Genomic DNA, 25,059 nt, shown 5'->3' with positions numbered 1-25,059 from the left:
TTTTACTGTAAAGGCCCCTTACTGTAACTCGGGTTCATACAGTTCCCCACTCGGGAGGTCCCATGCTGACCAGACGATCTGTACTCGCCGCCACCTCTGCCGCCTTCGCCGTCCCCCTTCTCGGCGGGACGAGCTGGCAGGCCGCGCAGGCCATGCGCCCGCAACGGATCGGAGCCCAGGCCACGATCCAGCTCCGCTTCGTCAACCGCACCGGCGCGTACGACAACGCCTCCATCCACTTCTACATCGTCGGCACCAACCTGGCGACGGGCGAGCAGTCCCGGGTCACGCCGGAGGGCACGCTCGTGCCCGTCTCGCTCGCCGACAACGGCCCCGACGGGTACGCCGACTACGCGATCCCGTTCTCCGGGAGCGGGGACACCCTCTCCCAGATCCCCGCCGACATGTCGGGACGGATCTACTTCTCGCTCGGCGACAAGCTGAAGTTCAAGGTCAACGAGGGCAACGCGCTCGCCTACCCGGCGGCGTGGGTCGAGTCCGACCCGAGCTACGGCGTGCTCCACGACTGCGTCGAGTTCACGTACAAGAGCGGCCGGATCTACTGCAACACGACCATGGTCGACATGTTCAGCGTCCCGCTCTCGATCGCGCTGACCGGCGAGGAGTCCCCCACCACCGGCACCCTCGTCGAGGGCGGTCGCGCGAAGATCTTCTCCGCGGTCTCAGCCTCCCCCGACTTCGCGTCCCTCGTCGTCGACGACCGCCGGATCATCGCGCCGGGGCACGGGCTGGACGCCGGGAGGTTCTCCGCGACGTACTTCGACTCCTACATCGACCAGGTGTGGTCGAAGTACGCCTCCGAGTCGCTCGTCGTGAAGGCCAACAACACCACCTTCACCGGCCGGGTCAGCGGCGACCAGTTCGTCTTCGACGGCGGAGTCAAGGCGTTCAGCCGGCCGTCGACCCGGGACGTGCTCTTCTGCGACGGCGCGCTGGCCGCTCCCAACGACGGGATCACCGGTCCGGTCGCGGCCGTGCTCGGCGCGGGCTTCAACCGGACCACCCTGCTCGCCTCCGCCGACCAGCCGACCGGCGACCCCGGCGGCTTCTACCGGGGCGATCCGGTCCATGCGTACTGCAAGGCGATGCACGACAACACGGTCGACGGGAAGGCCTACGGGTTCGCCTTCGACGACGTCGGCGGCTTCGCGTCGTATGTCGAGGACAACGCCTCCGAGATGGCGGTGACGCTGACTCCGTTCTGAGGCAGCGCCCGGGCGCAGATCCCCTCTATCGGGGAGCGCCGGCTCGACTCCCCCACCGCGCCACGAGGGCCCGTACGGTCGCACCATGTCGTACGTCGTCCTCGTGGCGTGGCTCGTCCAGGCAGCGGTCGGAGTCCTGCTGCTGACGGGCTGGTTCCGGCATGGCCGCGTCCGTTCACCGGTGGTACTCACCCACGTCGGGCTCTCCGTCCTGGGAGTCGCTTGCTGGACGACGTACGTCCTGGTCGACCAGGTCCTCTGGGCGTGGGCCGCGCTCCTGCTCATCACCATCGGCAACGGCTTCGGCGACAACATGCTGCTGTGGCGTACCCGGCGGATGGGCGGCAGCCACCTCTCCACGGTCAACGCCTACAAGGTCGCCCTCCGCTCGATGTTCAAGGGCCGGCTGCCGCTCCGGGTCAGCTTCCACGCCCTGTTCGCCGGCGTCGTCTACTTCTCCACCCTGGCCGTCTGCGTCGTCGCGACCGTCTCCTAGGCCGTTCGGGCGTGCGGAGCACCGTGCGGCCGCGATACTGGGGCCATGGGTGCGGGTGGGGCGGTTCTGATCATCGTCGTCGGGGCTGTCCTGCTGTTCATCGTGGCGATCGGGGTGATCCTGCTCGTGGCCGCCGGGGCGGTACGGCTGTCGGGCAACAACCCGAAGCCGCTGGCCTGGTCCGGCGTCGGCGTGCTCGCGGTGCCGGTGCTCTTCATCGCCACGCTCGTCGTGTGGGCCCAGGTCACCCGCGACCCCGACACCATCGAGCTCGACCTGCGCGAGCCGATCCAGCTCTCCAGCCTGCCCGAGGACAACGAGGAGTTCCCGGGGATGCGCGACTACGACAGCGACCGGATCGACCTCGTGCTCCCCGACGGCGACCGCTTCGAGGCCGAGGTCGACGGGGTGCTGGTCTGGTCCGACGACGGGTACGTCACCCGGGTCACCTTCGACCGGCGAGCCCGCGAGGAGGGCGAGGCCGAGACCGTCAGCGCCACCTGGGAGGCCGAGCTGGACGGCTCCGGCACCGTCCAGCTCGAGCCGGACTACTCCGACCACGGGCGGGTCCGGGGCGAAGTGCTCACCGAACCCACCCTGTAGGCACAGCTCAGCTGAATTGGGTCCGGAGCTTGGCCCGGGCCAGGGCCCGAGGTGCGGTCTCAGGGAGCAGGCAGAGGCAGAGCAACGAGAGTGCGCACGTGGCGGCCAGGTAGTAGCCGACGTACGTCGCCTCGCCGGTGCCCGCCATGATCCGGTTCGCGATCAGCGGCGAGATGCCGCCGCCGAGCACCGCGCCCACGTGGAAGGAGACGCCCATCCCCGACTGGCGCTGGTCGCGCGGGAAGAGCTCGGTGAAGAAGGTGTACATCGGCCCGAAGAGGATCCCGGTGGTGGTGAACCCGATGATCATCGCGGCGGCCACGCCAGCCACGCTGCCCGCCTCGGCGAGGTGGAAGATCACCAGCGCCGACGCGATCGAGCCGGCCGCACCGACCATCATCACCGGCCGGCGACCGAGCCGGTCGGCAGCCCAGGCGGAGAGTACGTTCGCGACCGCGTGCATCACCAGGGCGGCGATGCTGGCGTTGACGATGGGCTGACGCGGCAGGCCGAGACCCTCGGGGGCGGCCGCGGTGGCGTACGAGAGCATGAAGATGGCGAGAGCGAAGGTGCTCGAGTTCAGGCCGATGTTGACGCCGGCGGCGAGCACGACGCGACGCCAGTTGGTCTTGAGGACGGCCAAGACCGGGAGCTGGTTCTTCAGCGTCTCGCCCTCCTCGCGCATCATCCGCTGGAAGACCGGGCTCTCCGAGACGCCGCGGCGGATCCAGATGCCGAGGAACAGCACCACACCACCGATGAGGAATGGGATCCGCCATCCCCAGCTCTCCACGCTGGCAGCGGGGAGGAGCAGCACCGCCGCGAAGGCGAGGTTGGCCAGGATCGACCCGATCGGCGACCCGAGCGCCACGAAGACGCCGTACCTGGCCCGCTTGTCGGCGGGGGCGTGCTCGATCGCGAGCACCGCCGCGCCGCCGGTCTCCCCGCCCCGGCACAGGCCGTGCACCATGCGGAGCAGCACCAGCATGATCGGCGCGGCGACGCCGATCTGGGCATAGGTGGGCAGCATGCCCATGACCATCGTGGCGACGCCCATACCGATGAACGTCATCAGCAGCGCGGACTTGCGGCCGTACCGGTCGCCGACCCAGCCGAAGAGCACCGCACCGACCGGTGCCATCAGGAAGCCGATGGCGAAGGTGGCCAGGCCCATGAAGGTGCTGAACCAAGGGTTGTCGGTCCGGAAGAAGGTGTCGGTGAAGACGAGTGCGGTCGCCGTCCCGTAGATGGCGAAGTCGTAGAACTCCAGAGAGGTTCCGACGCCGCTGGCGAAGGCGAGGCGGGCGACGCCGCCCTTGGTGGAGGTCAGATCCGATCCGTCGGTGTCGACGCGGGATGTCGTGGTCATGACTGTCCTGTCGGTAAGGCGCGAGGGCCAGATCATCCCCCAACCGCACGGCATCGTGCGACTGCGGATGTGCTCCGACCCTCGCGAGGGGGTGGTTCCACGCTAGGAACGTTGGCGCCCGGGCTCCATTGGCATTGACCGCAGCCCGTTGAGGGTTTCCCCTACCGGCGATGGCGTCAGTACAGCTCGATGACGAGCTTCGAGCTCTTCGCCCGGGAGACGCACAGCGCCATCTGGTCGCCGGCTTCCTTGTCGGCCGTGGAGAGGCAGTTGTCCCGATGGTCGGGGACGCCGTCGAGGACGCCGGAGACGCACGAGCCGCAGATCCCCTCCTCGCAGGACTTGAACACGTCGATCCCGTTGTCGGTCAGCACCGACAGGATCGAGCGGTCGGCGGGGATCTCGAAGGACTCCCCGGTATCGAGCTCGACCGTGAACGAGTCGTCCTCGGAGGTGTCGATCTCGGCAGCCTCGAAGTGCTCGACGTGTACGTTGCGCTCGCCCACCACGGGCGTGGCCACCGCGGTCACCTGCTCCATGAATCCGGTCGGGCCGCAGGTGTAGACGTGGCTGCTCGCGGTCATCGTCTCGAGCGCGTCGCGCAACACCGTGCCCTGGTCGCCACGAGGTACGCCGAGGTGGATCTCGACGCGAGCAGCGAAGTCGCCGCCCTCGAGCAGGTCCAGAAAGGCGGCATGCTCACGAGACCGGGCGAAGTAGACCAGCCGGAACTCCTCGCCACGCTCGTGCAGCTCGTAGGCGAGGCTCAGCATCGGCGTGATCCCGACGCCTCCGGCGACCAGCAGGTGCTGGTCGGCGCCCTCGACGACGGCGACGAGGTTGCGCGGCTCCCCGATGGCGAGGACGTCGCCGACGCCCACCTGATGCAATGCCGTGCTGCCGCCGCGCGAGGCCGGCTCGAGCTTGACCGCGATGAGCTGCGACTCGCTCTCAGACGGCGGGCTGCACAGCGAGTACTGGCGCAACACGCCGGTCGGGCCGACCACGTCGATGTGGGCACCGGCCCGGTAGGGCTCGAATCTCCGGCCGTCCTCGCGGACGAGCCGCAGCGTACGGATATGCGGGGTCTCGACCCCGATATGAGTGACACGCACCTTGATGTCGGTCATCGATCTGCTCCTCTCGGTGGTGATCAGCGCACGTAGAGGCCACCGTTGGCGTCCCAGCACGCTCCGGTCACCGAGGCCGCGCCGGGCGAGGCCAGCAGCGCGACCATCTCGGCGATGAACTCGGGGCTGCCGAGCCTGCCCACGGGGATGGTCTCGGCGAACCGGTCGAGGTTGTCCTCGCCGACGATGCGGCGTACGACGGGGAGGTCGAGCGGTCCGGGCGAGACTGCGTTGACCGTCACTCCGGAGCTTGCGAGCTCACGGGCGAACACCTTCGTGGCCGCCAGCACCGCGCCCTTGGAGGACGCGTAGTGACCACCGGTGGCGGTGCCGCCGTTCTGGCCGGCGAGGGATCCGAGGTTCACGATCCGGCCGTAGCCGGCGGCGGCCATGTGCCGTCCGAAGACCTGGCAGGCGGCGAAGGTGCCGCCGATGTTGACCGCCAACACCGAGGCGAGCTCCTCGGGCGAGATCTCCAGCAGCGGGGTCGACTGGGTCCGGGCGGCGTTGTTCACCAGGACGTGTACGTCGCCCCAGCTCTCCAGCAGCGTGGTCAGCAGGCCCTCGATCGCCTCCCGGTCGGTGACGTCGAGGCCGTACGCACGGGCGGTCTCGCCCGTGCCGTCCAGGTCGCCGGCCACCGTCGCCGCGGCGGCTTCGTCGATGTCGACGACGGCCACGCGGTGACCCGTGCGGTGCAGGTGAGCGGCGATCACCGCCCCGAGGCCGTTGCCGGCACCGGTGACGACAGCGACTGGCCGACTCTCGGACCGCGACGTCACAGCAGAAACCCGGCCGCCGGGACGGCGGCCTCGCTGTCGACCAGGCGGATGACCTTGAGCACGATCAGGTCCTCGGCCGGGGCGAAGCCCAGCCGGATCCGGTATTCCACGTCGCCGGCCCACAGATCATGCCGGCCACGCTTGAACGCGACCAGCACCTGGGAGGCGCGCAGCACGACCTCGGCGTCGGAGACCTGGACGGGCACGAACCGGGAGACGGTGCGGGTGGTCGTCGCCGAGTCGACGGCGGCGAGGGCGTACCCCTCGGTCATCCGGGTGACGCGCATCGCGCGCATCCGAGCGTCGTCGTAGACCATGTTCAACGTGTTGGCGAAGTCCGTCGTGGTCGGGTCGATCGGGATGACGTAGTGCCCGTCCTCGGCATAGAGCGCATTCCACGCGTCGTACTCCTTGCGGTCGAGCAGGTCGGCCTCTCGCCAGGCGAGCTCGATGCCGCGCAGCACGCGCGGGTCCGCCAGCGACGTGGCAGCCGTGTCGGTGCGGGTGTCGGGGAGGGTCTCAGTCATCGCTCATCATCTGCTTCCACTGGGCGTACGCAGCGCGCATCCCGGTCTCGTCGGTGACATGTGAGGTCGGCCAGCCCTCGGGGCTCGGCTTCTCCCGAGCCACGCCGCGGTTGACCAGGATGGGCATCTCGGGCGCACCCTGCGCGCCCCGCTGGACCCGGTCCCATCCCTCCGCGTCGTCGGGGGTGCCGAAACCGAACGGCCCCTGGAAGTGCTCGTGGACCCGCAGCCGGGCGCGGTTCACCGGGCCGACGACCTCGTCGGGGCCGTCGGGGCCGATCGCGACGTGCTCGATGACCGTCTTGTCGACGGAGATCGGCCGCAGGACCCGGAAGAACGCCGCGGACATCGAGACGTTCGGGAAGAGGTTGAGGTTGAACCCGGTGCCGTGCATGGCCAGGACAACCTTGCGGATCGCCGAGTCGGACAGGCCGGCCTTCCGCAGGTCGGCGATCAGCCCGTCGAACCGGTCCTGGAGCTTCTCGGTGCCATCGTCGGCGTCGAGGTCGGAGTGCTCGGGCACCATCTGCATGACGCTGTGACCGTTGCCGAGGTCATGGGTGATCGCCTCGGGGTCGGTCATGAACGACATCATGTCGGCGGTCTCGGCGTCGACCGACGCCATCCAGGAGCGGTGCACGATCGGGAAGTGGTAGCCGTCGGTGGTGTTCTCCAGCTGGATCTTCCAGTTGCCGCCGAAGGTGAACTGGTGGGTGCCGAGCACCTTGACCGGGTAACCGCCACCCTGCTTCATGAACCGGTCGATCCACACCTTCACGTCGCCGAGGAACTCCTCGAGCGGCTCGATGTCCTCGTCGAGGGTGGCGAACACCATGCCGCCGTACGACTCGGTGCGCAGCCGCTTGAGCGAGAGCTCGCTCTTGTCCAGGACACCCTCGTAGCCCTCCGGGTAGGGGATGCCGCGCAGCTTGCCGTCGAGGCTGTAGGACCAGGCGTGGTAGGGACAGGTGAAGCCGTTGGCCTCGCCGGTCCGCTTCTCGCACAGGCTCGCCCCACGGTGGCGGCAGCGGTTGACGAGGGTGTGGACAGCGCCCTTGCGGTCGCGCGAGACGATGACCGGCTGCCGACCGACGTACGTCGACTTGAAGCTGCCGGGCTTGGGCAGCTCGCTCTCGTGCGCGACCCAGATCCAGGTGTGCTCGAAGATCCGGGTCATCTCCTGCTCGAAGATCTCGGGATCGGTGTACATCCGGCCCGCGACCCGGTCGCCCTGGACCAGGTCGGCAGGGGCGAGGTCGTACACGTTGGCTGCGGTGATCTCGGTGGTCATCTCAGTTCGCCTCCGCGGGCTCGTAGGAGCGCGGCGTGAGGGCTCTGCCCATCCGCGCCTCGACCTTGGCGTATCTCCAGAGCTTGAAGTCGCCCTCCCCCACCGCGATCGTGCGGAACAGGTTGCAGGCGGCCCTGACGGTCTCCTGGGTGTCGACGTCGGCCAGCAGGTAGCAGGTCCACGGCCAGGAGTCGGAGGGACCGACCAGGTGCGCGTCGTCGTCGATGTCCCCGATGAAGTCGACCCCCGGCAGCGCCTTGATGCCGTCCATCATCTCGACGAAGGCCCTCCACACGTCGTCGACGGTGACGCCGGCGCTGGGCAGGTCGAAGAAGTTCTGGTTGATACCGATGCAGAACAGGACGCGGAGTGGTGTTGGCTCACTCATCGGGTCTCCTTGGGGTCGTGGGACGGGCGGCGGGTGGGTCCGCTCACATGAATCCGGGGACGGTCGGCTCCTGGCCGAGCAGCACGGCACCGGCGGCGTCGTACATCGAGGGGCCGAGGAAGGCGTGCACCTGGGGCACCTCGGCGTCGCGGCGCAACCGCTGAAGCGGATGCTGGTTCGCGATGGTCCCGGTGCCCGAGATGGTGCAGAGGTCGGCGACGACGCGGGCCGCGGTGGACGCCAGGTGTGTCGCGGAGAGCCGGATCCGGGCATGCTGCTCGGGGCGGACCTCGTCGCCGGCGACGACGCTGCTCCAGACCTCCTCGGCGACCTCGTAGTAGAACGCGCGCGCCGAGCGCAGCGCGGCATAGCTCTCGGCGTAGGACGTGCGGTAGTAGGCACGGGCCGCCAGGGGCGGTGCGCCCGTCACGCCCGTGCGCGAACCCGCCTGCTGGGCGAAGTCGAGCGCGGCTTGCGCCACACCCAGGCCGACCGCGGCATGCACCTGCGCCTGGTAGCCGATCGTGGGATAGCGGAAGAGCGGCTCGTCGACGGTCGGCTCCCCACCCCGGACGAACGTCCACTCGCGGGCGACCTCGACCTCCTTGACGACCAGGTCGAACGAGCCCGACGCACGCATCCCGGCGACGTCCCAGTCCTGCACGATCTCGACCTGCTCGGGTCGCAGCAGAGCGCTTCGCGGCTTGCCTCCGGACGCGTCGTCGCTGGGGATGCCGACACCCAGCACGTCGGCGCCCATGCAACCGCTGGCGAACTTCCAGCGACCGTCGACGATGAAGCCGCGCTCGGTGGGGGTCACCGGCTGGACCGGGAACAGTCCGCCGGCGAAGACGACATCAGGGCCGTCTGCGTACAGCTCGGCCTGGGTCTCGAGCGGGAGCGCCGCCAGATAGGTGAGTGCGGACCCGAACGCCGCAACCCATCCGGTCGAGCCGTCGACGGCCGAGATCCGCTCGACGAGCTCGAGGAAGTCGGCGGGGGCCATCGGCTCGCCTCCGAACATCTTCGGGGCCGAGCTCCGGTAGACCCCGACCTGCTTGAGCCGGTCGACGAAGTCACGGGGTACGTAGCTCTGCTCGTGGAACTCACCCCGCCGGGCAGCCAGCTCCGACAGGACGTCGTCCAGGGTGAGCGGCGCAGCGGCTGTCTCCGGCTGGATCTCCTGGGTCTGGGCCATGTCGGCTCCTCTGAATCGGGTCGGATGTGTCGGACCGGCCGGGTGCCGACCGTCGGGTTCGACGCTATGAGCCCGCCCGCGCGGCGGGAATTGGGAATGCCCGGCCCGGATGAGGGGGCGTCACTGCCCCGCGTAGGGGATTTCTTCAGCGCCCGCGCCTCATCCGGCGACCTATCCTGACCAGATGCAGGTCGACCCACAGGCGCCCGAGCTGGTCCATACCGACTTCCTCGCGATGATGAACGCGACCTCGCTGTGCGTGCTGATCCACGATGCCGAGACGCACACCATCATCTGGGCCAACCCCGCGGCCTGCGAGCTGCTCGAGTGGAGCGTCACCGAGCTGCGGCCGCTCAAGGCCGACCAGATGAGCAGCTCGGCCCAGGAGTACGACCGGGTGATCGGCCGGGCGTGGCTGCAGGAGGCGGTGGAGAAGGGCCGCAGCAGGATCGAGTGGCACTACCGCTCCAGCACCGGCCGGGTGGTCCCGACCGAGGCGGTCGCCACCCGCGTCGAGCTCGCCCAGGGCCCAGCGGTGATGGTGCAGTTCCGCGACATCGAGCGCGAGCAGGCGGTCGAGCGCGAGCTGCGGCAGACCACGGCGTACGTCGAGACGCTGAGCCGGCACACCGCGGCAGGCGTCGTCGTCCTCAGCCCGGACGGTGTGGTCCAGCACGTGACCGACCAGGCGCTCGCCCAGTTCGGGGTGTCCCGCACCGACATGGCGGGGCACAGGCTGGACGACGTCGCCTCGGTCCAGATCGACCGTCGAGGCGACCGCGAACGCACCGGCTGGTCGGCGGCGGTCGGCGCGGCCGACCCGATCGCCACCGTTCGGCTGCGGCTGCGCCGCCGCGCCGGAGCCGGCCCGTCCCGGTCCGCCTGGCTGGGCGGGACGCTCGAGCGGATGCACCAGCCCGGGGTCGCGGAGTTCGTGCTGACCGTCTACGACATCTCCGAGCGGGTGCGGGCCGAGCAGGCGTACGACCAGGAGAACTACCTGGCCCGCTACAACGCGATGGGTGACATGGCGATGGCGATCGCCCACGAGCTGGGTCAGCCCCTGGCCGCGGCGAACAACTTCCTGGCCGGCGTCCGCGCCCGCGCACGGACCCTCCAGGGCTGTGCCGAGACGGCGGGCGCCACCGAGATGCTCGCCTTCGGGCTGGACGGCGCCGAACGCCAGATCGAGCGGGCGGCGACGATCGTCAGCTCCGTACGCTCCTATGTCGGGCATCTGGAGCAGGTCTCCGGCCGGGTGGACCTCAACGACGTCGTCGAGGAGTGCCTCTACTTCGTCGGGCTCCGGGCGGACCCCGCGGGGATCGAGGTCGAGCTGGACCTCTCCTCGGACCCGGTCCACGTACGCTGCGAACGCGTGCTGACCGGACAGGTGGTGCTCAACCTCTGCTTCAACGCCGTCGACGAGCTGAGCCAGTGCGGACCGGACAGCCGGGTGCTCCGGATCAGCACCGGCACCGCGACGTACGACGGGAAGACCTCGGGCATGGTGACCGTCGAGGACCGAGGACGTGGCCTGACGCAGGACCCGTTCGCCGAGTCGTTCACGTCCAAGGAGGGCGGGAGCGGGATCGGGCTGGCTCTGAGCTATCGGATCATCACCCGTCAGCACGGCATGATCTGGGCCGAGTCACGCGAGGGCGGTGGCACCCGATTCGCGTTCACGCTGCCCCGCGCATAGCCGCGCCGGCGTAGGGGAAATCCTCATCCTCCGTCGAGGAACTCTCGATTCCGCGTCGGGGCGACACTGCCTACGGTCGAGGTATCCGACCCGGTAGGAGGCCCAGGTTGTCCACCACGACCCATCCCGAGCTGACCCCGACCCAGCGCGCCTTCCGAGCCGCGATGTCGAATCTGTCGGCAGCGGTCAACATCGTCACCACCGACGGCCCGCGCGGGCCGGCGGGCATCACCGTGAGCGCGGCGTGCTCGGTCACCGACAGTCCCCCGACGATGCTCGTCTGCGTGAACCGGTCCAGCTACACCCACGACTTCTTCGTCGAGAACAAGCGGGTCGGCATCAACGTGCTCGGTGCCGAGCACGAGCCGATCGCGATGCGCTTCGCCGGTGCGAGCGACGTCTCGATGGGCGACAGGCTCTCCGAGCCGGAGTGGGAGCACGACAGCCACGGCGTCCCCGTCCTGCGCGATGCCGTCGCGACGGTCATCGGGCGAGTCGCGGACCACCGTTCGCACGGCTCGCACACGGTGCTCTTCGTCGAGGTCGATGCCGTCGACAGCCGCGACGACACCGGCGGCCTCGTCTACTTCCAGCGCCGCTTCCACACCCTGCACCCCACCGAGCTCTCCGCATGAGCCGAAGGAGCGTGATGACGATGGAGGCGGGGGCCCGGATGACGCTGATGTGCTACACCGACACCCACGGGTACGGCTGGCAGCACGTGGACCTCTTCGTCCACGACGCCGCCGGTCACGAGCTCAACTGGGTGCACTGGGAGGTCCCCGGCGACGGCCCCGAGATCGCCGATGAGGTCACCTCCCAGGTCGAGCCGAGCCTGCGGCGGACCTCCGCATGGCGCCATGCCGTCTCCGCGAGCGGGATGGACTACTGGACCGCCGACGCCAGCTGGGAGGACGCATGAGCAGGTCGCTGTGGCAGCCGTGGTCGCTGCGTGACCTCGTCACCGACCTCGCCCGAGGCGCCACCACACCGGCCGAGGCGATGGCCCGCTCCGCGGAGCGGATCGCGGCGACCGAACCCGAGCTCGACGCCTGGGTCGTCCGCCACGACCCGGATCCGGCCACCGGTCCCGGGCCCCTCGCAGGCGTGCCCTTGGGGGTCAAGGACATCATCGACGTCGCCGGCCTGCCGACCCGGTGCGGTTCCGGCCTCCGCAGTGACGTCCCACCGGCCGACAAGGACGCGGCGATCGTCGCGGAGTGGCGCCGGACCGGTGCGGTGCCGCTGGGCAAGACGGTCACCACCGAGTTCGCCTTCTTCTCCCCCGGCCCCACGGCCAACCCCGCCGCGACCGACCACACCCCCGGCGGCTCCTCCAGCGGCTCTGCTGCTGCCGTCGGTGCCGGCCAGGTGCCGCTGGCCCTGGGGTCGCAGACCGCCGGTTCGGTGACCCGTCCGGCGGCCTACTGCGGGGTCGCGGCTCTGGTGATGACCAACGGTCGCTTTCCGGTCGACGGCGTCACCGGGCTGAGCCCGAGCCTGGACAGCCACGGCGTGTACGCCGCGACGGCCGGTGACCTCGCACTGGCCTGGTCCGCGCTGAGCGGCGGCCCCGACGTCGCTCGACCTGGCTCGCCCGGGCGAGGCGAGCCGCTGCGTGCGCTGCTCTGGTCGGCCGCACCGATCGGTGTCCTGGACCCGGCGATGCGAGATGCCCTGGAGGCGACCCGGGTGGCGCTCGAGACGAGTGGCGCCGTCGTTCGCGACTTCCCGGAGGAGCAGCTGGTCGCCGACCTCGCCGCCGCGCACCCCGTGGTCATGGCGTACGAAGCCGCCCGCGAGCGCTCCGCGGAGCTGGCCGCGGCCGACCAGCTGTCCGAGCCGTTGGCCGGGCTGCTGCGTACGGGTGCCGAGACGAGCCGGAGCGACTACGAGGTTGCTCTCGACCTGATCGCGCGGGGTGGTGAGCGGGTCACCGAGCTCCTCGGGGCGTACGACGTCGTGGTCGGTGCCGCAGCTCCTGGCCCCGCTCCCCGAGGGCTCGGCGCGACTGGTGACCCGGTGCTGAGCCGGCCGTGGCAGGCGCTCGGCCTACCCGTCGTGACCGTCCCCGGGCTACGGGATGCCGCGGGCATGCCGCTCGGCATCCAGGTGGTCGGCCACCGCCTCGGTGAGGACCACCTCGTGGCCGCAGCGTGCGCCGTCGAGCAAAGCCTGGTGTCCTGATCCTGGGCATATGGCCCGGGTCACACCACGAGCGATGAGTGAAACACGATGACGAAACGGCCGGGTAACAGCGACGACGTACCGTCGACGACCATCCCCACGAACAAGGCGACTCCGATGAGCATCACTGAACTCCCCCGGACGGACACCGCCGCCACGCGTACTCCGGTCGTCCACATCGTCGACGACGACCACGACCTGCGACAGTCGCTGGTCTTCCTGCTGGAGACCGTCGGCATCGAGGCACTGACCTATCCCGACGCGACCACGTTCCTCGACGAGTACGACGCGACCGAGCCGGCGGTCCTCATCGTCGACGTCCGGATGCCCGGGGTCAGCGGCTTCCAGCTGCAGGAGACACTGCGCCAGCAGGACTACCCGGCACCGGTCATCTTCTGCTCAGCACACGGGGACGTGCCCATGTCGGTGCGGGCGATGCAGCACGGCGCCGTCGACTTCCTGGAGAAGCCCTACGACTCCCAGCAGATGCTGGAGGTCGTCCAGGAGCAGCTTCTCGAGGCGGGCAGGCGGTTCGCCGCCGATGCCGTACGCCGCGAGGTGCAGAGCCGGGTCGACCAGCTCACCCCACGCGAGCTCGAGGTCCTGCGACTGGTCATCGACGGCCTGCCGAGCCAGCACATCGCCCGGGAGCTCGGCACCAGCGTCAAGACGGTCGACGTCCATCGGGCCCGGATCAAGGCGAAGACCTGCTCGGACAGCCTCGGCACGCTCGTACGCGACGTGCTCCTCTACCAGGTGACCGTCTGAGCTCTGCTCAGGGCGCCATCAGCACCGACGCCGACGGGTAGGACTCCGCCCAGGTCGGCGAGAGCGCTGCGATGAAGACGTTCTCGGTGCGAGTCCGGGCGATCCGCCAGGTGCGGTCGATGCGCCGGAAGGCGTTGTTCAGGCGGCTGGAGCGCAGCAGCGCCTTGCCGTCGGAGAAGAGCCACGGCTGGACGTGGATCCACTGGCCCTCGGCCTCGTCGCCGTCGACGTGGATCTGCTCGGAGGTCAGGTAGTGCGCGTTGAGCAGCAGGGCCGGATCCTGCTTCTCGCCCCAGAACCTCTCGAAGTGAGCGCGCACCGCGACCTTGCCCTCGGCCCTGCCGAACTGTCCGTCGTAGTACTCCCCGACACCTTCCCAGACCGCGTCCTCGGTGTAGAGCTCCATGATCAGGTCGACCCGCTGAGCATCATCGCTGACGCCGAACTCCGGGCAGGGCGTGTCGCAGAGGAACATGTAGCGCGCCTGCAGCCGGCGGATCTCCGCCTCCGACTCGAGGGCCTCCACCCGTCGGAGGAGTGCGGCGACCGTGTCTGTCTCGGGGGTGCTCGTCATGCTTTCACGGTAGGAAGCCCGAGCACCCGGCTCCAGTGGCAATGGCCGCAGCTCGATGAGGGAATCCCCTACTCCGTCGCCGAGGGGCAGGGGCTCACCTCGACGCCCGGTCAGCCCGTCCTGTTGACCACGACGAACGGGCAGGCGAAGGGGTCGCGGTCGCCGAGGCCGACGCGGTTGAGATGGCGTACGACGATGGCGTACGACTCCAGGAGGCCGGCCTCGGTGTAGGGGACGCCGTGCTCGGCGCAGTAGGCACGGACCAGCGGCTGGGCGCGGCGGAGGCTGCTGCTCGGCATGCTGGGGAAGAGGTGGTGCTCGATCTGCAGGTTGAGGCCGCCCATGAACCAGTCGACCCAGCGACCGCCGCGGATGTTGCGGGAGGTCAGGACCTGGCGGGAGAGGAAGTCGATCCTGGTGTCGCGCGGGACCAGCGGCATGCCCTTGTGGTTGGGGGCGAAGCTGGCGCCCATGTAGACGCCGAAGACGGCCAGCTGCACACCCAGGAACGCCGCCCCGAGACCGAGGCCCAGTACCGAGCAGACGAGCACCGGCCAGCCGATGAGCCGCAGCGCCAAGAGGGCTGCCTCCGTACGCCGATGCTTGAGGTCTCGATCGCCGATCACGGTGCGGACGGCGCCGACGTGGAGGTTGATGCCCTCGAGGGTCAGCAGCGGGAAGAACAGCCATCCCTGGCGGGCGGTGAGCCACCGCTTGAAACCTGTACGTCGCTCGACGTCCTCGGGTGTGAACAGCAGGACCGAGGGGCGGATGTCCTCGTCCGCGTCGACCTTGTTCGGGTTGGCGTGGTGGCGGGTGTGCTTGCGCATCCACCAGCCGTAGCTCAGCCCGACGACCAGGTTGCCGAGGATGCGCGAGGCCCATTCGTTCTTCGGACCCGAGGCGAAGATCTGGCGGTGGGCGCCGTCGTGGGAGAGGAACGCGGTCTGAGTGAACAGGACCCCGAAGGCCGCCGCGACCAGCAGCTGCCACCAGGTCTGTCCGAGGGCGAGCAGGGCGATCAGCGCCAGCGCGAAGCCGGTGCCAAGGAGGGCAACCCGCCGGACGTACGTCCTCGGCTTACGCTCCAGGAGACCCTCCTGCCGGACGCGACTCATCAGCTCGGTGTAGGCGTTGACCTGACGGTGTGCCTGGGCTGGGAGCGTGGTCATCGGGATCACCGCCCCAGGCGGCGCAGCCGCGCCATGGCCAGCGGCAGGCAGACCGCGATGATGGCGACCGGCCAGAGGACGGCCATGGTCAGGGCGTGCTCGCCGACCCAGGTCGTGGCGGCGCCGGCCGTGTTGCCGAACAGCTCGCGGGTGGCGATGACCGTGGAGGAGAGCGGGTTCCACTCGGCAGGAAGGGCGAGCCAGCCCGGCATCAGGTCGGTCGGCACGATCGTGTCGGCGACCATGGCGAGCGGGAAGACGAGGGCGAAGTACTTCATCGCCGCCTCGGGACCGCTGACCAGCAGGCCGAGCAGGATGCCGACCCAGGAGAAGGCCATCCTGAGGAGGATCAGGAGCCCGAGCGCGGCGATCACCCCACCGATCCCGAGATGGGCCTGCCAGCCGAACAGGGTCCCGAGCGCCAGCAGGATCGACAGCTCGACCACGGCCAGGATCACGTCCGCCAAGGCGCGCCCGGCCAGCACCGCCACCGGCGACATGGGGAGGGAGCGCATCCGGTCCAGCACCCCGCCGCGTACGTCCTCGGCGACGGAGATCGTGGTGTTGCCGATGCCGAACGCCATGGTGAGCGCGAAGAGGCCCGGGAGCAGGAACTCGCGGTACTCCGCGCCCGGCACGTCCATCGCGACCCCGAAGGCCTCACCGAAGACGAAGCCGAACATGGCCACGGCCATCACCGGGATCATCAGCGTGCCGAGGAGCTCGTCGGGGCGGCGTACGAGATGGAGGAGGTGGCGCTTGGCCACCACCCAGGTGTCGACCATCGCCCACGTGATGCGTGATCCGTGGACGGTTTCGGTCATCGTGCTCATCTCAGGCCCCCTCGGTGATCAGCAGGAACGCCTCGTCGAGGTCGCGGCCGCCGACGCTGGACTTCAGCTCGGCGGGCGTCCCCTCGGCGACGACCCGGCCGCGGTCGACCATCGTGATGCGTGAACACAACCGGTCGGCCTCCTCCAGGTACTGGGTGGTCAGCAGCACGGTCGTGCCGGAGTCGGCCAGCTCGCGGACCGCGTCCCAGACCTCGAGCCGGCTGCGCGGGTCGAGGCCGGTGGTGGGCTCGTCGAGGAAGAGCACCCGAGGACTGCGGATGAGGCTGACGGCCAGGTCGAGCCGCCTTCTCATGCCACCGGAGTAGCCGCGCACAGGGCGGCCAGCGGCCTCGACGAGGTCGAAGCGCTCGAGCAGCTCATCGGCTCGGGCTCGCGCCTCCCGGGCCCGCATCCGGTACAGGCGGGCGAACATGTCCAGGTTCTGACGGCCGCTCAGGATCCCGTCGACAGCGGCGTACTGTCCGGCGATGCCGATGCGCGCTCGCACGCCTGCCCGGTCACGGGCGACGTTGCGACCGGCGACCCAGGCCTGGCCCGAGTCGAAGCTCGCGAGGGTGGCCAGGATGCGTACGGTCGTGGTCTTGCCGGCGCCGTTGGGGCCGAGCAGGCCGTGGACAGTGCCGGCGGGGACGGCGAGGTCGATGCCGTCCAGCGCGGCGCCGCGGCCGGGGTAGCTCTTGCGGAGTCCCTGGGTCCAGATGGCGGGTTCGTCGGTGATCATGCTGCTGCCTCCATGTCGGCGGTGGATCGTGCGGGTCGGGGTGTGCGCGAGGTCGTGGTGATGCCGGCCGGCGTCACCTCGTCGTAGCGGCCCAGCGAGATCCGGGCGATGTTGAGCAGCGACTCGCTGCCCTCGGCGTAGTAGCCGCAGTGGCCGGGGATGTCGCCGGTGCCGAAGCGGGTCGCGCCGAGCTCGAGCGGCCCGCGCCCGAGACCGAGGCGGCCGACCCGCACCCGCGGGACCAGCCGGATCCGGTCCGTCTCGCCGTACGCGGCCCAGAGCCGGGTGCCGGTGCCCAGCTCTGAGCGCCGCACCGCACCGATCCCCGCGCTGCCCAGCGCCACACAGTCCTCCGCGCGGGCGGAGGCCAGGGCGAGGCCGGCGACGGTCGAGCCGTAGCTGTGGCCGACCAGGGTGAGGTGGGCGGCACGCGGCAGGTAGTGGGTCAGGTTCGCCAGGTCCTGCGCACCGGCGTAGGCCGGGGTGTTGGTGATCGCGTTGTACCACTCCGGCGGCGAGTGGTAGCCCAGCCAGACCACGACGGCCGACCGGCTCTCCGGCGCGATCTCCTGCATCGTACGCAGCAGCAGCTGCCCACGGGAGCGCGGACTGTGGGCCTCGGTGCTGGTGAAGTAGTTGCCGAGGTGGTGGCCGTTTCCGGGCACGATGACCGCGATGTGGTCGGCGGTCGCGGCGTCCCCGAAGACCTCCACGACCCGTGCCCCTCCGGGCGGGTCGCAGGCGAGCAGGCGGGGTCCGATGGATCCGTCGGCCTCGTTGAGGCCGTATCTGAGCGGCGTCACAACTGTCATGGCCGTGACGGTAGGAATCAGGTGTGCCGCCGCGCGTCACTCCCGGGAGCCATTCGACCCCCTACCGGGGTAGTCCGGGATGACCCTGAGGGCTCAAACAGGACTAGACGTGCGGCGCGACCAGGCCGCTCTCGTAGGCGAACACGACGGCCTGGGCGCGGTCGCGCAGGCCGAGCTTGCCGAGGATGCGGCTGACGTGGGTCTTCACGGTCTGCTCGGCCAGGAAGAGCTCGGCGGCGATCTCGCTGTTGGAGCTGCCGCGGGCGATGTTCTCGAGCACCTCGCGCTCGCGCTCGGTGAGCTGTTTGAGCCGCGGGTCGGCCTTCCGGCGGCGCGGGGCGCGGGCGAACTGGGCGATCACCTGTCGGGTCACCGATGGCGAGAGCAGGGCCTCGCCGGCATGGACGACGCGGATCGCGGAGGCGAGCTCGTCGGGCGAGGCGTCCTTGAGGAGGAAGCCGCTGGCGCCGAGGCGCAGCGACTCGTGGACGTACTCGTCGGCGTCGAACGTGGTCAGCATGACCACCTTGGTCTGTGCGGTGGCCGGGTTCTCGGAGAGCTGCCGGAGCGCCTCGATGCCGTCCATCACCGGCATCCGGACGTCCATCAGCACCACGTCGGGATGCGTACGCCGCACCACCTGCAGCGCCTCGGCTCCGTCGGCCGCGGTGCCGACCACCTCGATATCCGGTTGGGTGCTGAGCAGCGCCACGAACCCCGAGCGCACCATCTCCTGGTCGTCGACGACCACGATCTTCACCGTCACGGGGTCTTCCTACCGCGTTTGGTGGGCGTGCGCACGGCGGTTTGGGCCGGGAGCCAGGCCTCGACGACGAACTCGCCGTCGGCTGCTCCCGCGGTGAGGCTGCCGCCCACCGCGCTCGCGCGCTCGCGCATCCCGATCAGCCCGTGACCACCTCCGGTGGCCTCGGTGGCGGGGGCGGCACCGTCGAGCGGGTTGACGACCCGGATCCCGAGGTCCTCCTCCCCCAACGTCAGATCGACACCGACCGGCTCGCGGGGAGCGTGACGGCGGGCGTTGCTGAGCGCCTCCTGCACGATCCGGTACGCCGCGGTGCCGACCTCCGGGGCGACGTCGGTGAGCTCCGGAAGGGCACCGCGCACCTCGACCCGTTGCCCGGTCCCGCGAGCCGACTCGAAGAGCTCACTCAGCCCGTCGATGCCCGGCACCGGGACCCGGCCCGACTGCCCTTCCTCGGTACGCAGCACGTCGAGCACCCCGCGCATCTGCCGCAGCGCCGAGGCCGCCAGGTCGGCGATCTCGGCGAACTCGGCCTCGGCCGCCGGGCTGACGTCGTCGACCCGGTGTGGCGCCGATCTGGCCTGGACGGTGATCAGCGACATGTTGTGGGCGATCACGTCGTGCAGCTCACGGGCGATGCGCGCCTTCTCCTCGACCACCGAGCGGCGCTCGTGCTCCTCGCGCAACGCGCTGCGCGACTCGGAGAGCCGTCGAGCGACGGTTGCGAGGGCACCCAGCAGCAGCGCGAGCGAGGCGTAGTTGGCCACCTCGATGAGTGAGGGGACGAGGTCGTTCCAGGCCATCCCGACCACCGCCAGGACCACCCCGATGGCGACCTGGATGCCGAGGGTGGTCGCCGCCAGCCGCCAGCCGGCGACCAGGGTCAGCACCACCAGCACCAACAGCTGGGTCAGCGTCGGCGGCGGGATCATCCACGGCCACCCCTCCTCGCCCAACCTCGCGACCGCCAGCGCGGCCACGGTCACCGCGACCAGGGAGAGTCCCGCCGCCTCCACCGGACGCCGGAGCGCCAGCGGGATCGAGGCGGCATGCGTGACCCCGATGAGCAGAGCGACCCCGCCCGCGACCTCGTAGGGGTCGGTGGTCAGGACCGCGGCCTCCACGATCCCGAGCACGGTCGCGGCGACGTACAACGCCAGACGACCGCGACCGGGCCAGGTCTTCAACATGTTCAAGTAATACCAGGCACGAGAGCACGCCCGGCGGCGCATCGACCGCTCGAGAAGTGGTCACCATGGGCCCTCTCGATGGCCTCCAGAGAGCCCAAATCGACCACTCTTCGTCTGCGGATGAGGCGTCATCGGCCAACGGCGGCCTTGTCCTCGTCCTGCGTCCGTATCGTGCCCTCACCGGACTCGATCCGGCCCTTCAGGCTGACGGTGATGTAGTGGGTCCAGGCGTCGTAGCAGACGTCGAAGCACTCGTCGCCGCGCGCGAGTCCCTCGTGGGTGAAGGTCACGCGGGTCTGCTCTCCGTCACGGGCGATGTCGAACCGTCCGGTCGTGCCGATCCACTCCTTCTTGTCCGCGATGAAGTCGAGGTAGCCGTCGGTGAACTCCCACACCACGCGCTCCCCCGGGACGAGCTCCGCCACGCGCTGCTTGGAGAAGTGGATGTCCGGCACCAGGTAGAACCACTCGGCGCCGACCTGGTCGGTGGGTCCGGCGATGTGGTGCCCCCACCAGGAACGTACGTCGTTGATGGCCTCGTACGCCTCCTGAGGAGTGGCGTCGACGGTGAAGGTTGCGGTCAGGTCGCTCATGGCTGTCCCCTTGGAATCGATGTGACTTGCATCATGCAAGTTCCACCGTAGACACGGGCACTTTCATCATGCAAGTGATTTGCTAGGGTCGTCCTCGTGCTCGGAAAGACGTACGACGGCCAGATCTGCTCCATCGCCCGATCCCTCGAGATCGTGGGCGAGCGCTGGACCCTGCTGATCCTGCGGGACGCGATCTTCGCCGGCGTCACGCGGTACGGCGACTTCCAGCACAACCTCGGCATCTCCACGAACATCCTGAAGACACGCCTCGCGACCCTCGTCGAGGCCGGCCTGATGACGCGCGACGACGCCGGCGACTACCGGCCGACGGCGATGGCCCAGGGGCTCCGGCCGGCGCTGATCGCGCTCACCGAGTGGGGCGACACGTGGTTCGCACCCGACGGACGGCCCATCGACTACCTGCACGCCGACTGCGGGGAGCCCGTCCACGTCGAGGCCCGGTGCGAGCAGCACGGAGACGTCCCGCCCGACCAGGTCGTGGTGCGGCCCGGGCCGGGCATGCCCGCCGAGTACCTGGCAGCCCGGCGACCGATCCGAGAACGATGACCACCCCATGGCACAGCAGAGCCCGCCGCGAATCGTACGGCGGGCTCTGCTGCATGGGGTCTCAGGCGTCGACGAGCTCTCGGTCGCTGGTCTCGCCGAGGCGGACCAGGGAGAACACGCTCAGCAGGCAGAACGCCGCGATGACGGTGGAGAGCATGACGGTGCTGGCGCCGGCCTTCTGCAGCGAGGCGAAGAGGAGCGGCGAGAGGCCCGCGCCCATGCCGGCGAGCTGATAGCCGAGCGAGGCACCGGTGTAGCGCGACGAGGTCTTGAAGACCTCGCTCATCAGCGCCGCGAGCGGGCCGTAGAAGGCCGCATGGATGACCGACTGGCCGAGCACGACCGCCAGGACGAGCAGCGCGACCGACCCGCTGTCGAGCATCGGGAAGAGCAGGTAGGCGAAGACCGCGGTCGCGACGGCGGCGGTGAGGACCACCGGCCGGCGGCCGACCCGGTCGGTGAGCGCGGACCAGCCGATGATGCCGATGACCGCGCCGGCCGAGGAGACCGTGAGCGCGTTGAGCACGGTCGGGCGCTCGAAGCCCGCCCCGAGGGCGTAGCTGATCAGGAAGGTAGTCAGCGTCCCCTGCACGACGAAGGCACCGAGTCCGATGCCGACGGCCAGCAGGAGCGTACGCGGGTGGTTGCGGAGGACGTCGAGCAGCGGCGTACGCGCCTCCGCCTTCTTCTCCTTCATCGCCTCGAAGGCGGGCGACTCGGTCACACTGAGGCGGATCCACAGGCCGACCGCGAGCAGCACGATGCTCAGCAGGAACGGCACCCGCCAGCCCCACGCGGTGAACTGCTCGGGCGTGGTGACCGTGGCCATCAGCGCCATCACCGCGGTCGAGAGGACCATGCCGGCCGGGGCGCCGGCGTTGGTGAACGAGGCCCACAGCCCGCGGCGGGAGGTGGCGTGCTCGGCGGTGATCAGCACCGCGCCACCCCACTCGCCACCGATCGCGACACCCTGGATGACCCGAAGCAGGACGAGGAGAACCGGCGCGGCCGCACCGATCTGCCCGTACGTCGGCAGGCAGCCGATCAGGAAGCTGACCACACCCATGATCAGCATCGTCAGGACCAGCATCTTCTTCCGGCCGAGCCGGTCGCCGAAGTGGCCGAAGACCACGCCGCCCAGCGGGCGCGCCAGATAGCCGGCGGCAAAGGTGCCGAAGGATGCGATCGTGCCGGTCACGGGGTCGAGGTTGGAGAAGAAGACCTCGTTGAAGACCACGGCCGAGGCGGTGGAGTAGAGCAGGAAGTCGTAGTACTCGATCAAGCTGCCCGTGAAGCTGCTGGCGACGATCCGGCCCATCTGCGTACGTGGACCGGTCGTGCTGCCACCGGAGGTGAGGGTCATGTGGGGGCTCCATTCAGGATTCCTGTTTATCAGGATTCCTGTCGATTCTGGGTGATGTACGTCACGCCTGTCAAGGAGCCCCCACGACCCGGCTAGAAGGTGAGCACAGGTTTCACCGTGGCGCCCGAGACCATGTCGGCGACGGCCGTCTGGATCTCCTCGAACGGGTAGCGCCGGACCAACCGGTCCAGTGGCATCCGTCCGTCGGCGACCAGTCGCGCGAGTGCGGGGATGAGCGTGCGGGTCTCGGCGTCGCCGAGGGTCAGGCCAGTCACCCGCTTGCCGGGCAGCATCGCGTTCACGTCGAGCCCCACCTCGGTGCCGAACGGCGGCGCGCCGACGATGACCGCGGTGCCCCGGGCACGCAGGGCGTCGACGCCCTGGCGGAGCACGCCGGTGTTGCCGGTCGTCTCCACGACACCGTCCGCACCACCTCCGGTCAGCTCCGTCAGCGCGGCGGTCAGGTCGTCGACCTGGCCGGCGTCGATGACGTCGGTCGCCCCCAGCTCGCGCGCCAGCCCGAGCCGCTCGGCCACCCGGTCCACCGCGATGATCCGGGTGGCCGGGGTCAGGCGCGCGGCCATCACCGCGGACAGCCCGACCGCACCCGCGCCGAGGACCACCACCGAGGACCCCGGGCGCGGGGCGAGCACGTTCCAGACCGCACCGACACCGGTCTGCACGCCGCACCCGAGCGGGGCGAGCAGGGACAGGTCCGCCTCGGGATCGACGCGTACGGCGCTGCGCTCGTCGACGACCGCGAGCCGGGAGAAGGAGGACTGCCCGAAGAAGTGGCCGCCGATCGCCTTCCCGCCCCTGCTCACCGGGGAGGCGCCGTCCAGGCGCGCGCCTCCGATGAGGTTGGTGGGAAGCCAGACGTCGCAGTACGCCGGGTGGCCGTCACGGCACTGGGCGCACGTCCCGCAGGAGCTGAACGACAGCAGCACCTGGTCGCCGGGCGCAAGGCTGCGTACGCCGGATCCGACCTGCTCGACGACGCCGGCGCCCTCGTGCCCGAGAACGCCCGGGAGCGGGAACGGCAGTCCACCACTCGCTACGCCGAGGTCGGTGTGACACAGCCCGGCGGCGACCATCCGGACCAGGATCTCGTCGGGGCGGAGCGCGTCGAGCTCGACGTCTCCGATGGTGAACGGGGCGCCGGCGGACTCGACCACCGCCGCCTGGGTCGTGGTGCTCATGACTGCTCCCCGGTCGCGGGGCTCGTGGGCGGCAGCGAGATGACGACGGATCGGACCTTCGTGTACGCCTCGAGCGCCTCCGGGCCGTACTCGCGGCCGAAGCCGGACTGCTTGACGCCGCCGAACGGCACCGCCGGATCGAGCATCGCCCAGTCGTTGACCCAGACGATCCCGGCGTCGAGCCTGCCCGCGACCCGGTGCGCCCGCGTGAGATCCCGGGTGTGCAGCCCGGCCGCCAGCCCGTACGCCGTGGAGTTGGCGAGCGCGACGGCCTCGTCCTCGTCCGCGAACGACTGCACCGTGAGGACCGGCCCGAAGACCTCCTCGTTGACCACGCGTGAGTCCGCGGGCAGGCCGGTGATCACCGTCGGCGCGTAGTAGAACCCGTCGGCGAGGTCGCCTCCGAGCTCCGGACGCTGGCCGCCGGTGACGACCTGGCCGCCCTCCTGGCGGGCCAGGGCGACGTACTCCTCGACCTTCTTGCGGTGCTGGTCGCCGGCCATCGGACCGATGACCGTCGCCGGGTCGCGCGGATCGCCGAGCGGTACTCCGGGGACGGCGTGCCGGAGGATGTCGACCACCGTGTCGTGGATCTCCGCGGCGACGAGCAGCCGCGGTCCGGCCATGCAGAACTGACCGGTGTTGAAGACGAAGGCCTTGATGACGGCGCCCACGGCGATCTCGATGTCGGCGTCGGCGAAGACCAGGTGCGCACCGTTGCCGCCGAGCTCCATGGTGACCGGCTTCAGGTGCTCGCCCGCGACGCTCGCAGCCCGGCGGCCCACGGCCGTCGACCCGGTGAACGCGATCTTGTCGACTCCGGGATGACGCAACAGTGCGTCGCCGGCCTCCGGGCCGGTTCCGGTCACGACGTTGAGTACGCCGTCAGGCACCCCGGCATCGACAAGGAGTCGAGCCATGAACAGCGCACTGAGCGGCGTGTCGTCGGCCGGCTTGTGCACGACGGTGTTGCCCGCCGCCAGCGCGGCCGCGATCTTGGTGCTCGACAGGATCAGCGGGAAGTTGAACGGCGTGATGGCTCCGACCACGCCCAGGGGCTCGCGCCGGGTGTAGGCGAGGGCCGGGATGGGCGTGTCCCGCACGGACCCGTCGAGGGTCTGCGCCAGCGCGGAGCAGTACTCGTACTGCTGGGCCACCGTCTCGACGTCGACGTGTCGGGCCAGGGTCACGGGCTTCCCGACGTCTCGGCTCTCGACCTCGACCAGCTCGTCGGCCCGCTCGCGGATCAGGTCCGCGACACGGTGCAGGATGCGGCCGCGGTCGCGCCCGCTCATCCGGGGCCAGGGCCCGGTGTCGAAGGCCTCCCGGGCGGCGGCCACCGCGGCGGCGACGTCAGCGGCGTCGCCCGCGGGAACGCTCGTCAGCACCTTGCCCGTGCTGGGATCGGTCACGTCCATCCGGCGGCCGCTCACCGAGTCGGTCGGCCGGCCGCCGATGAAGAGCTGCTGGGCATCGTACGTGGCAGGCATGTCAGAGCCCCTTGCCGCGATGCGTCCCGACCGCCGGCCGAGGGTCGTAGACGGGCCTGGGGCGGCCGGTGGGGGCGCTGGCGAGGATCCGGCC

27 protein-coding genes are annotated in these 25,059 nt (G+C 70.1%); 9 read left to right on the top strand and 18 right to left on the bottom strand.

The window, feature by feature from the left end; all coding sequences use genetic code 11:
* The first annotated feature begins 62 nt into the window (after nucleotides 1–62).
* The 3 genes from ACW14X_RS16715 (at nucleotide 63) to ACW14X_RS16705 (ending at nucleotide 2,325) form a co-directional block, all read left to right on the top strand.
* On the top strand, nucleotides 63–1,226 hold the full coding sequence (locus ACW14X_RS16715; RefSeq protein ID WP_457162713.1) for a beta-1,3-glucanase family protein: 1,164 nt from the start codon (nucleotides 63–65) through the stop codon (nucleotides 1,224–1,226).
* An 85-nt stretch (nucleotides 1,227–1,311) separates the two neighbouring features.
* On the top strand, nucleotides 1,312–1,722 hold the full coding sequence (locus tag ACW14X_RS16710) for a hypothetical protein (RefSeq protein WP_350713568.1): 411 nt from the start codon (nucleotides 1,312–1,314) through the stop codon (nucleotides 1,720–1,722).
* 45 nt (nucleotides 1,723–1,767) lie between these two features.
* Nucleotides 1,768–2,325, top strand: a complete 558-nt coding sequence (locus tag ACW14X_RS16705; RefSeq protein ID WP_457162712.1) for a hypothetical protein — start codon at nucleotides 1,768–1,770, stop codon at nucleotides 2,323–2,325.
* Between the two features lie 7 nt (nucleotides 2,326–2,332).
* Here ACW14X_RS16705 and ACW14X_RS16700 read toward each other — a convergent pair whose 3' ends face one another.
* The 7 genes from ACW14X_RS16700 to ACW14X_RS16670 form a co-directional block, all read right to left on the bottom strand.
* Nucleotides 2,333–3,694, bottom strand: a complete 1,362-nt coding sequence (locus ACW14X_RS16700; protein WP_457162711.1) for an MFS transporter — start codon at nucleotides 3,692–3,694, stop codon at nucleotides 2,333–2,335.
* A 176-nt stretch (nucleotides 3,695–3,870) separates the two neighbouring features.
* Nucleotides 3,871–4,824 (bottom strand): PDR/VanB family oxidoreductase, encoded by a 954-nt coding sequence (locus ACW14X_RS16695; RefSeq protein WP_457162710.1) that lies wholly within the window; start codon nucleotides 4,822–4,824, stop codon nucleotides 3,871–3,873.
* Between the two features lie 23 nt (nucleotides 4,825–4,847).
* Complete coding sequence (locus ACW14X_RS16690) at nucleotides 4,848–5,606, bottom strand: SDR family NAD(P)-dependent oxidoreductase (protein WP_457162709.1); 759 nt, start codon at nucleotides 5,604–5,606, stop codon at nucleotides 4,848–4,850.
* Entirely contained in the window at nucleotides 5,603–6,133 is a 531-nt protein-coding gene (locus tag ACW14X_RS16685) for an aromatic-ring-hydroxylating dioxygenase subunit beta (RefSeq protein ID WP_457162708.1), read from the bottom strand. Before ACW14X_RS16685 ends, ACW14X_RS16690 begins: the two co-directional genes overlap by 4 nt.
* Nucleotides 6,126–7,424: an aromatic ring-hydroxylating oxygenase subunit alpha gene (locus ACW14X_RS16680; RefSeq protein ID WP_160026496.1), complete on the bottom strand. Its 1,299-nt coding sequence runs from the start codon at nucleotides 7,422–7,424 to the stop codon at nucleotides 6,126–6,128. The genes ACW14X_RS16685 and ACW14X_RS16680 overlap by 8 nt, the downstream gene beginning before the upstream one ends.
* Nucleotide 7,425: 1 nt before the next feature.
* A complete protein-coding gene (locus ACW14X_RS16675; RefSeq protein WP_350838665.1) occupies nucleotides 7,426–7,812 on the bottom strand; it encodes a hypothetical protein in 387 nt (128 codons plus the stop codon).
* A 43-nt stretch (nucleotides 7,813–7,855) separates the two neighbouring features.
* Entirely contained in the window at nucleotides 7,856–9,010 is a 1,155-nt protein-coding gene (locus tag ACW14X_RS16670; RefSeq protein WP_457162707.1) for an acyl-CoA dehydrogenase family protein, read from the bottom strand.
* A 184-nt stretch (nucleotides 9,011–9,194) separates the two neighbouring features.
* Between ACW14X_RS16670 and ACW14X_RS16665 the strand changes: the two genes are divergently transcribed.
* From ACW14X_RS16665 to ACW14X_RS16645, 5 genes are all read left to right on the top strand, one after another.
* Complete coding sequence (locus ACW14X_RS16665; RefSeq protein WP_160026493.1) at nucleotides 9,195–10,712, top strand: ATP-binding protein; 1,518 nt, start codon at nucleotides 9,195–9,197, stop codon at nucleotides 10,710–10,712.
* Between the two features lie 107 nt (nucleotides 10,713–10,819).
* Entirely contained in the window at nucleotides 10,820–11,347 is a 528-nt protein-coding gene (locus tag ACW14X_RS16660) for a flavin reductase (protein WP_201451193.1), read from the top strand.
* A gap of 14 nt (nucleotides 11,348–11,361) precedes the next feature.
* Nucleotides 11,362–11,634, top strand: coding sequence for a hypothetical protein (locus ACW14X_RS16655; RefSeq protein WP_350838672.1), 273 nt, complete (start codon nucleotides 11,362–11,364; stop codon nucleotides 11,632–11,634).
* The gene (locus ACW14X_RS16650; protein WP_457162706.1) at nucleotides 11,631–12,899 is read left to right on the top strand and encodes an amidase; all 1,269 of its coding nucleotides are present in this window, start codon (nucleotides 11,631–11,633) and stop codon (nucleotides 12,897–12,899) included. The genes ACW14X_RS16655 and ACW14X_RS16650 overlap by 4 nt, the downstream gene beginning before the upstream one ends.
* 117 nt (nucleotides 12,900–13,016) lie before the next feature.
* A complete protein-coding gene (locus ACW14X_RS16645) occupies nucleotides 13,017–13,667 on the top strand; it encodes a response regulator (protein ID WP_160026491.1) in 651 nt (216 codons plus the stop codon).
* A gap of 7 nt (nucleotides 13,668–13,674) precedes the next feature.
* On the opposite strand, the gene ACW14X_RS16640 is transcribed toward ACW14X_RS16645, so the two are convergent.
* The 8 genes from ACW14X_RS16640 to ACW14X_RS16605 all read right to left on the bottom strand — a co-directional run bounded on the left by ACW14X_RS16640 (nucleotide 13,675) and on the right by ACW14X_RS16605 (nucleotide 20,346).
* Entirely contained in the window at nucleotides 13,675–14,241 is a 567-nt protein-coding gene (locus ACW14X_RS16640) for a nuclear transport factor 2 family protein (RefSeq protein WP_160026490.1), read from the bottom strand.
* 110 nt (nucleotides 14,242–14,351) lie between these two features.
* Nucleotides 14,352–15,413: a fatty acid desaturase family protein gene (locus ACW14X_RS16635; RefSeq protein WP_457162705.1), complete on the bottom strand. Its 1,062-nt coding sequence runs from the start codon at nucleotides 15,411–15,413 to the stop codon at nucleotides 14,352–14,354.
* 5 nt (nucleotides 15,414–15,418) lie between these two features.
* On the bottom strand, nucleotides 15,419–16,246 hold the full coding sequence (locus ACW14X_RS16630; RefSeq protein WP_457162704.1) for an ABC transporter permease: 828 nt from the start codon (nucleotides 16,244–16,246) through the stop codon (nucleotides 15,419–15,421).
* A 1-nt stretch (nucleotide 16,247) separates the two neighbouring features.
* Complete coding sequence (locus ACW14X_RS16625; protein WP_160026487.1) at nucleotides 16,248–16,988, bottom strand: ABC transporter ATP-binding protein; 741 nt, start codon at nucleotides 16,986–16,988, stop codon at nucleotides 16,248–16,250.
* Complete coding sequence (locus ACW14X_RS16620) at nucleotides 16,985–17,800, bottom strand: alpha/beta hydrolase (RefSeq protein WP_160026486.1); 816 nt, start codon at nucleotides 17,798–17,800, stop codon at nucleotides 16,985–16,987. Before ACW14X_RS16620 ends, ACW14X_RS16625 begins: the two co-directional genes overlap by 4 nt.
* Before the next feature lie 103 nt (nucleotides 17,801–17,903).
* Nucleotides 17,904–18,566: a response regulator transcription factor gene (locus tag ACW14X_RS16615; protein WP_350838685.1), complete on the bottom strand. Its 663-nt coding sequence runs from the start codon at nucleotides 18,564–18,566 to the stop codon at nucleotides 17,904–17,906.
* Entirely contained in the window at nucleotides 18,563–19,753 is a 1,191-nt protein-coding gene (locus tag ACW14X_RS16610; protein WP_457162703.1) for a sensor histidine kinase, read from the bottom strand. Before ACW14X_RS16610 ends, ACW14X_RS16615 begins: the two co-directional genes overlap by 4 nt.
* Before the next feature lie 128 nt (nucleotides 19,754–19,881).
* On the bottom strand, nucleotides 19,882–20,346 hold the full coding sequence (locus tag ACW14X_RS16605) for an SRPBCC family protein (protein ID WP_160026483.1): 465 nt from the start codon (nucleotides 20,344–20,346) through the stop codon (nucleotides 19,882–19,884).
* A gap of 96 nt (nucleotides 20,347–20,442) precedes the next feature.
* On the opposite strand from ACW14X_RS16605, the gene ACW14X_RS16600 reads away from it, so the two are divergent.
* Complete coding sequence (locus ACW14X_RS16600) at nucleotides 20,443–20,913, top strand: winged helix-turn-helix transcriptional regulator (RefSeq protein WP_160026482.1); 471 nt, start codon at nucleotides 20,443–20,445, stop codon at nucleotides 20,911–20,913.
* A 61-nt stretch (nucleotides 20,914–20,974) separates the two neighbouring features.
* On the opposite strand, the gene ACW14X_RS16595 is transcribed toward ACW14X_RS16600, so the two are convergent.
* From ACW14X_RS16595 to ACW14X_RS16585, 3 genes are all read right to left on the bottom strand, one after another.
* Nucleotides 20,975–22,276 carry an MFS transporter gene (locus ACW14X_RS16595; RefSeq protein ID WP_160026481.1) on the bottom strand — a complete coding sequence of 434 codons (1,302 nt, stop codon included), beginning with the start codon at nucleotides 22,274–22,276 and terminating at the stop codon, nucleotides 20,975–20,977.
* Nucleotides 22,277–22,368: 92 nt separating this feature from the next.
* Nucleotides 22,369–23,475: an NAD(P)-dependent alcohol dehydrogenase gene (locus ACW14X_RS16590; RefSeq protein ID WP_350838689.1), complete on the bottom strand. Its 1,107-nt coding sequence runs from the start codon at nucleotides 23,473–23,475 to the stop codon at nucleotides 22,369–22,371.
* Nucleotides 23,472–24,965, bottom strand: coding sequence for an aldehyde dehydrogenase family protein (locus ACW14X_RS16585; protein WP_457162702.1), 1,494 nt, complete (start codon nucleotides 24,963–24,965; stop codon nucleotides 23,472–23,474). Before ACW14X_RS16585 ends, ACW14X_RS16590 begins: the two co-directional genes overlap by 4 nt.
* Nucleotides 24,966–25,059: the final 94 nt, after the last annotated feature.

Source organism: Nocardioides sp. YJ-D4 (assembly GCF_054031495.1).
This window is presented reverse-complemented; position numbering and strand designations above follow the sequence as displayed.

Excerpts from the sequence above, each read along its gene's own strand:
- ACW14X_RS16715 (WP_457162713.1), top strand. The coding sequence starts at position 63 with ATGCTGACCAGACGATCTGTACTCGCCGCCACCTCTGCCGCCTTCGCC.
- ACW14X_RS16710 (WP_350713568.1), top strand. The coding sequence starts at position 1,312 with ATGTCGTACGTCGTCCTCGTGGCGTGGCTCGTCCAGGCAGCGGTCGGA.
- ACW14X_RS16705 (WP_457162712.1), top strand. The coding sequence starts at position 1,768 with ATGGGTGCGGGTGGGGCGGTTCTGATCATCGTCGTCGGGGCTGTCCTG.
- ACW14X_RS16700 (WP_457162711.1), bottom strand. The coding sequence starts at position 3,694 with ATGACCACGACATCCCGCGTCGACACCGACGGATCGGATCTGACCTCC.
- ACW14X_RS16695 (WP_457162710.1), bottom strand. The coding sequence starts at position 4,824 with ATGACCGACATCAAGGTGCGTGTCACTCATATCGGGGTCGAGACCCCG.
- ACW14X_RS16685 (WP_457162708.1), bottom strand. The coding sequence starts at position 6,133 with ATGACTGAGACCCTCCCCGACACCCGCACCGACACGGCTGCCACGTCG.
- ACW14X_RS16680 (WP_160026496.1), bottom strand. The coding sequence starts at position 7,424 with ATGACCACCGAGATCACCGCAGCCAACGTGTACGACCTCGCCCCTGCC.
- ACW14X_RS16675 (WP_350838665.1), bottom strand. The coding sequence starts at position 7,812 with ATGAGTGAGCCAACACCACTCCGCGTCCTGTTCTGCATCGGTATCAAC.
- ACW14X_RS16670 (WP_457162707.1), bottom strand. The coding sequence starts at position 9,010 with ATGGCCCAGACCCAGGAGATCCAGCCGGAGACAGCCGCTGCGCCGCTC.
- ACW14X_RS16665 (WP_160026493.1), top strand. The coding sequence starts at position 9,195 with ATGCAGGTCGACCCACAGGCGCCCGAGCTGGTCCATACCGACTTCCTC.
- ACW14X_RS16655 (WP_350838672.1), top strand. The coding sequence starts at position 11,362 with ATGACGATGGAGGCGGGGGCCCGGATGACGCTGATGTGCTACACCGAC.
- ACW14X_RS16650 (WP_457162706.1), top strand. The coding sequence starts at position 11,631 with ATGAGCAGGTCGCTGTGGCAGCCGTGGTCGCTGCGTGACCTCGTCACC.
- ACW14X_RS16645 (WP_160026491.1), top strand. The coding sequence starts at position 13,017 with ATGAGCATCACTGAACTCCCCCGGACGGACACCGCCGCCACGCGTACT.
- ACW14X_RS16640 (WP_160026490.1), bottom strand. The coding sequence starts at position 14,241 with ATGACGAGCACCCCCGAGACAGACACGGTCGCCGCACTCCTCCGACGG.
- ACW14X_RS16635 (WP_457162705.1), bottom strand. The coding sequence starts at position 15,413 with ATGACCACGCTCCCAGCCCAGGCACACCGTCAGGTCAACGCCTACACC.
- ACW14X_RS16630 (WP_457162704.1), bottom strand. The coding sequence starts at position 16,246 with ATGAGCACGATGACCGAAACCGTCCACGGATCACGCATCACGTGGGCG.
- ACW14X_RS16625 (WP_160026487.1), bottom strand. The coding sequence starts at position 16,988 with ATGATCACCGACGAACCCGCCATCTGGACCCAGGGACTCCGCAAGAGC.
- ACW14X_RS16620 (WP_160026486.1), bottom strand. The coding sequence starts at position 17,800 with ATGACAGTTGTGACGCCGCTCAGATACGGCCTCAACGAGGCCGACGGA.
- ACW14X_RS16610 (WP_457162703.1), bottom strand. The coding sequence starts at position 19,753 with ATGTTGAAGACCTGGCCCGGTCGCGGTCGTCTGGCGTTGTACGTCGCC.
- ACW14X_RS16605 (WP_160026483.1), bottom strand. The coding sequence starts at position 20,346 with ATGAGCGACCTGACCGCAACCTTCACCGTCGACGCCACTCCTCAGGAG.
- ACW14X_RS16595 (WP_160026481.1), bottom strand. The coding sequence starts at position 22,276 with ATGACCCTCACCTCCGGTGGCAGCACGACCGGTCCACGTACGCAGATG.
- ACW14X_RS16590 (WP_350838689.1), bottom strand. The coding sequence starts at position 23,475 with ATGAGCACCACGACCCAGGCGGCGGTGGTCGAGTCCGCCGGCGCCCCG.
- ACW14X_RS16585 (WP_457162702.1), bottom strand. The coding sequence starts at position 24,965 with ATGCCTGCCACGTACGATGCCCAGCAGCTCTTCATCGGCGGCCGGCCG.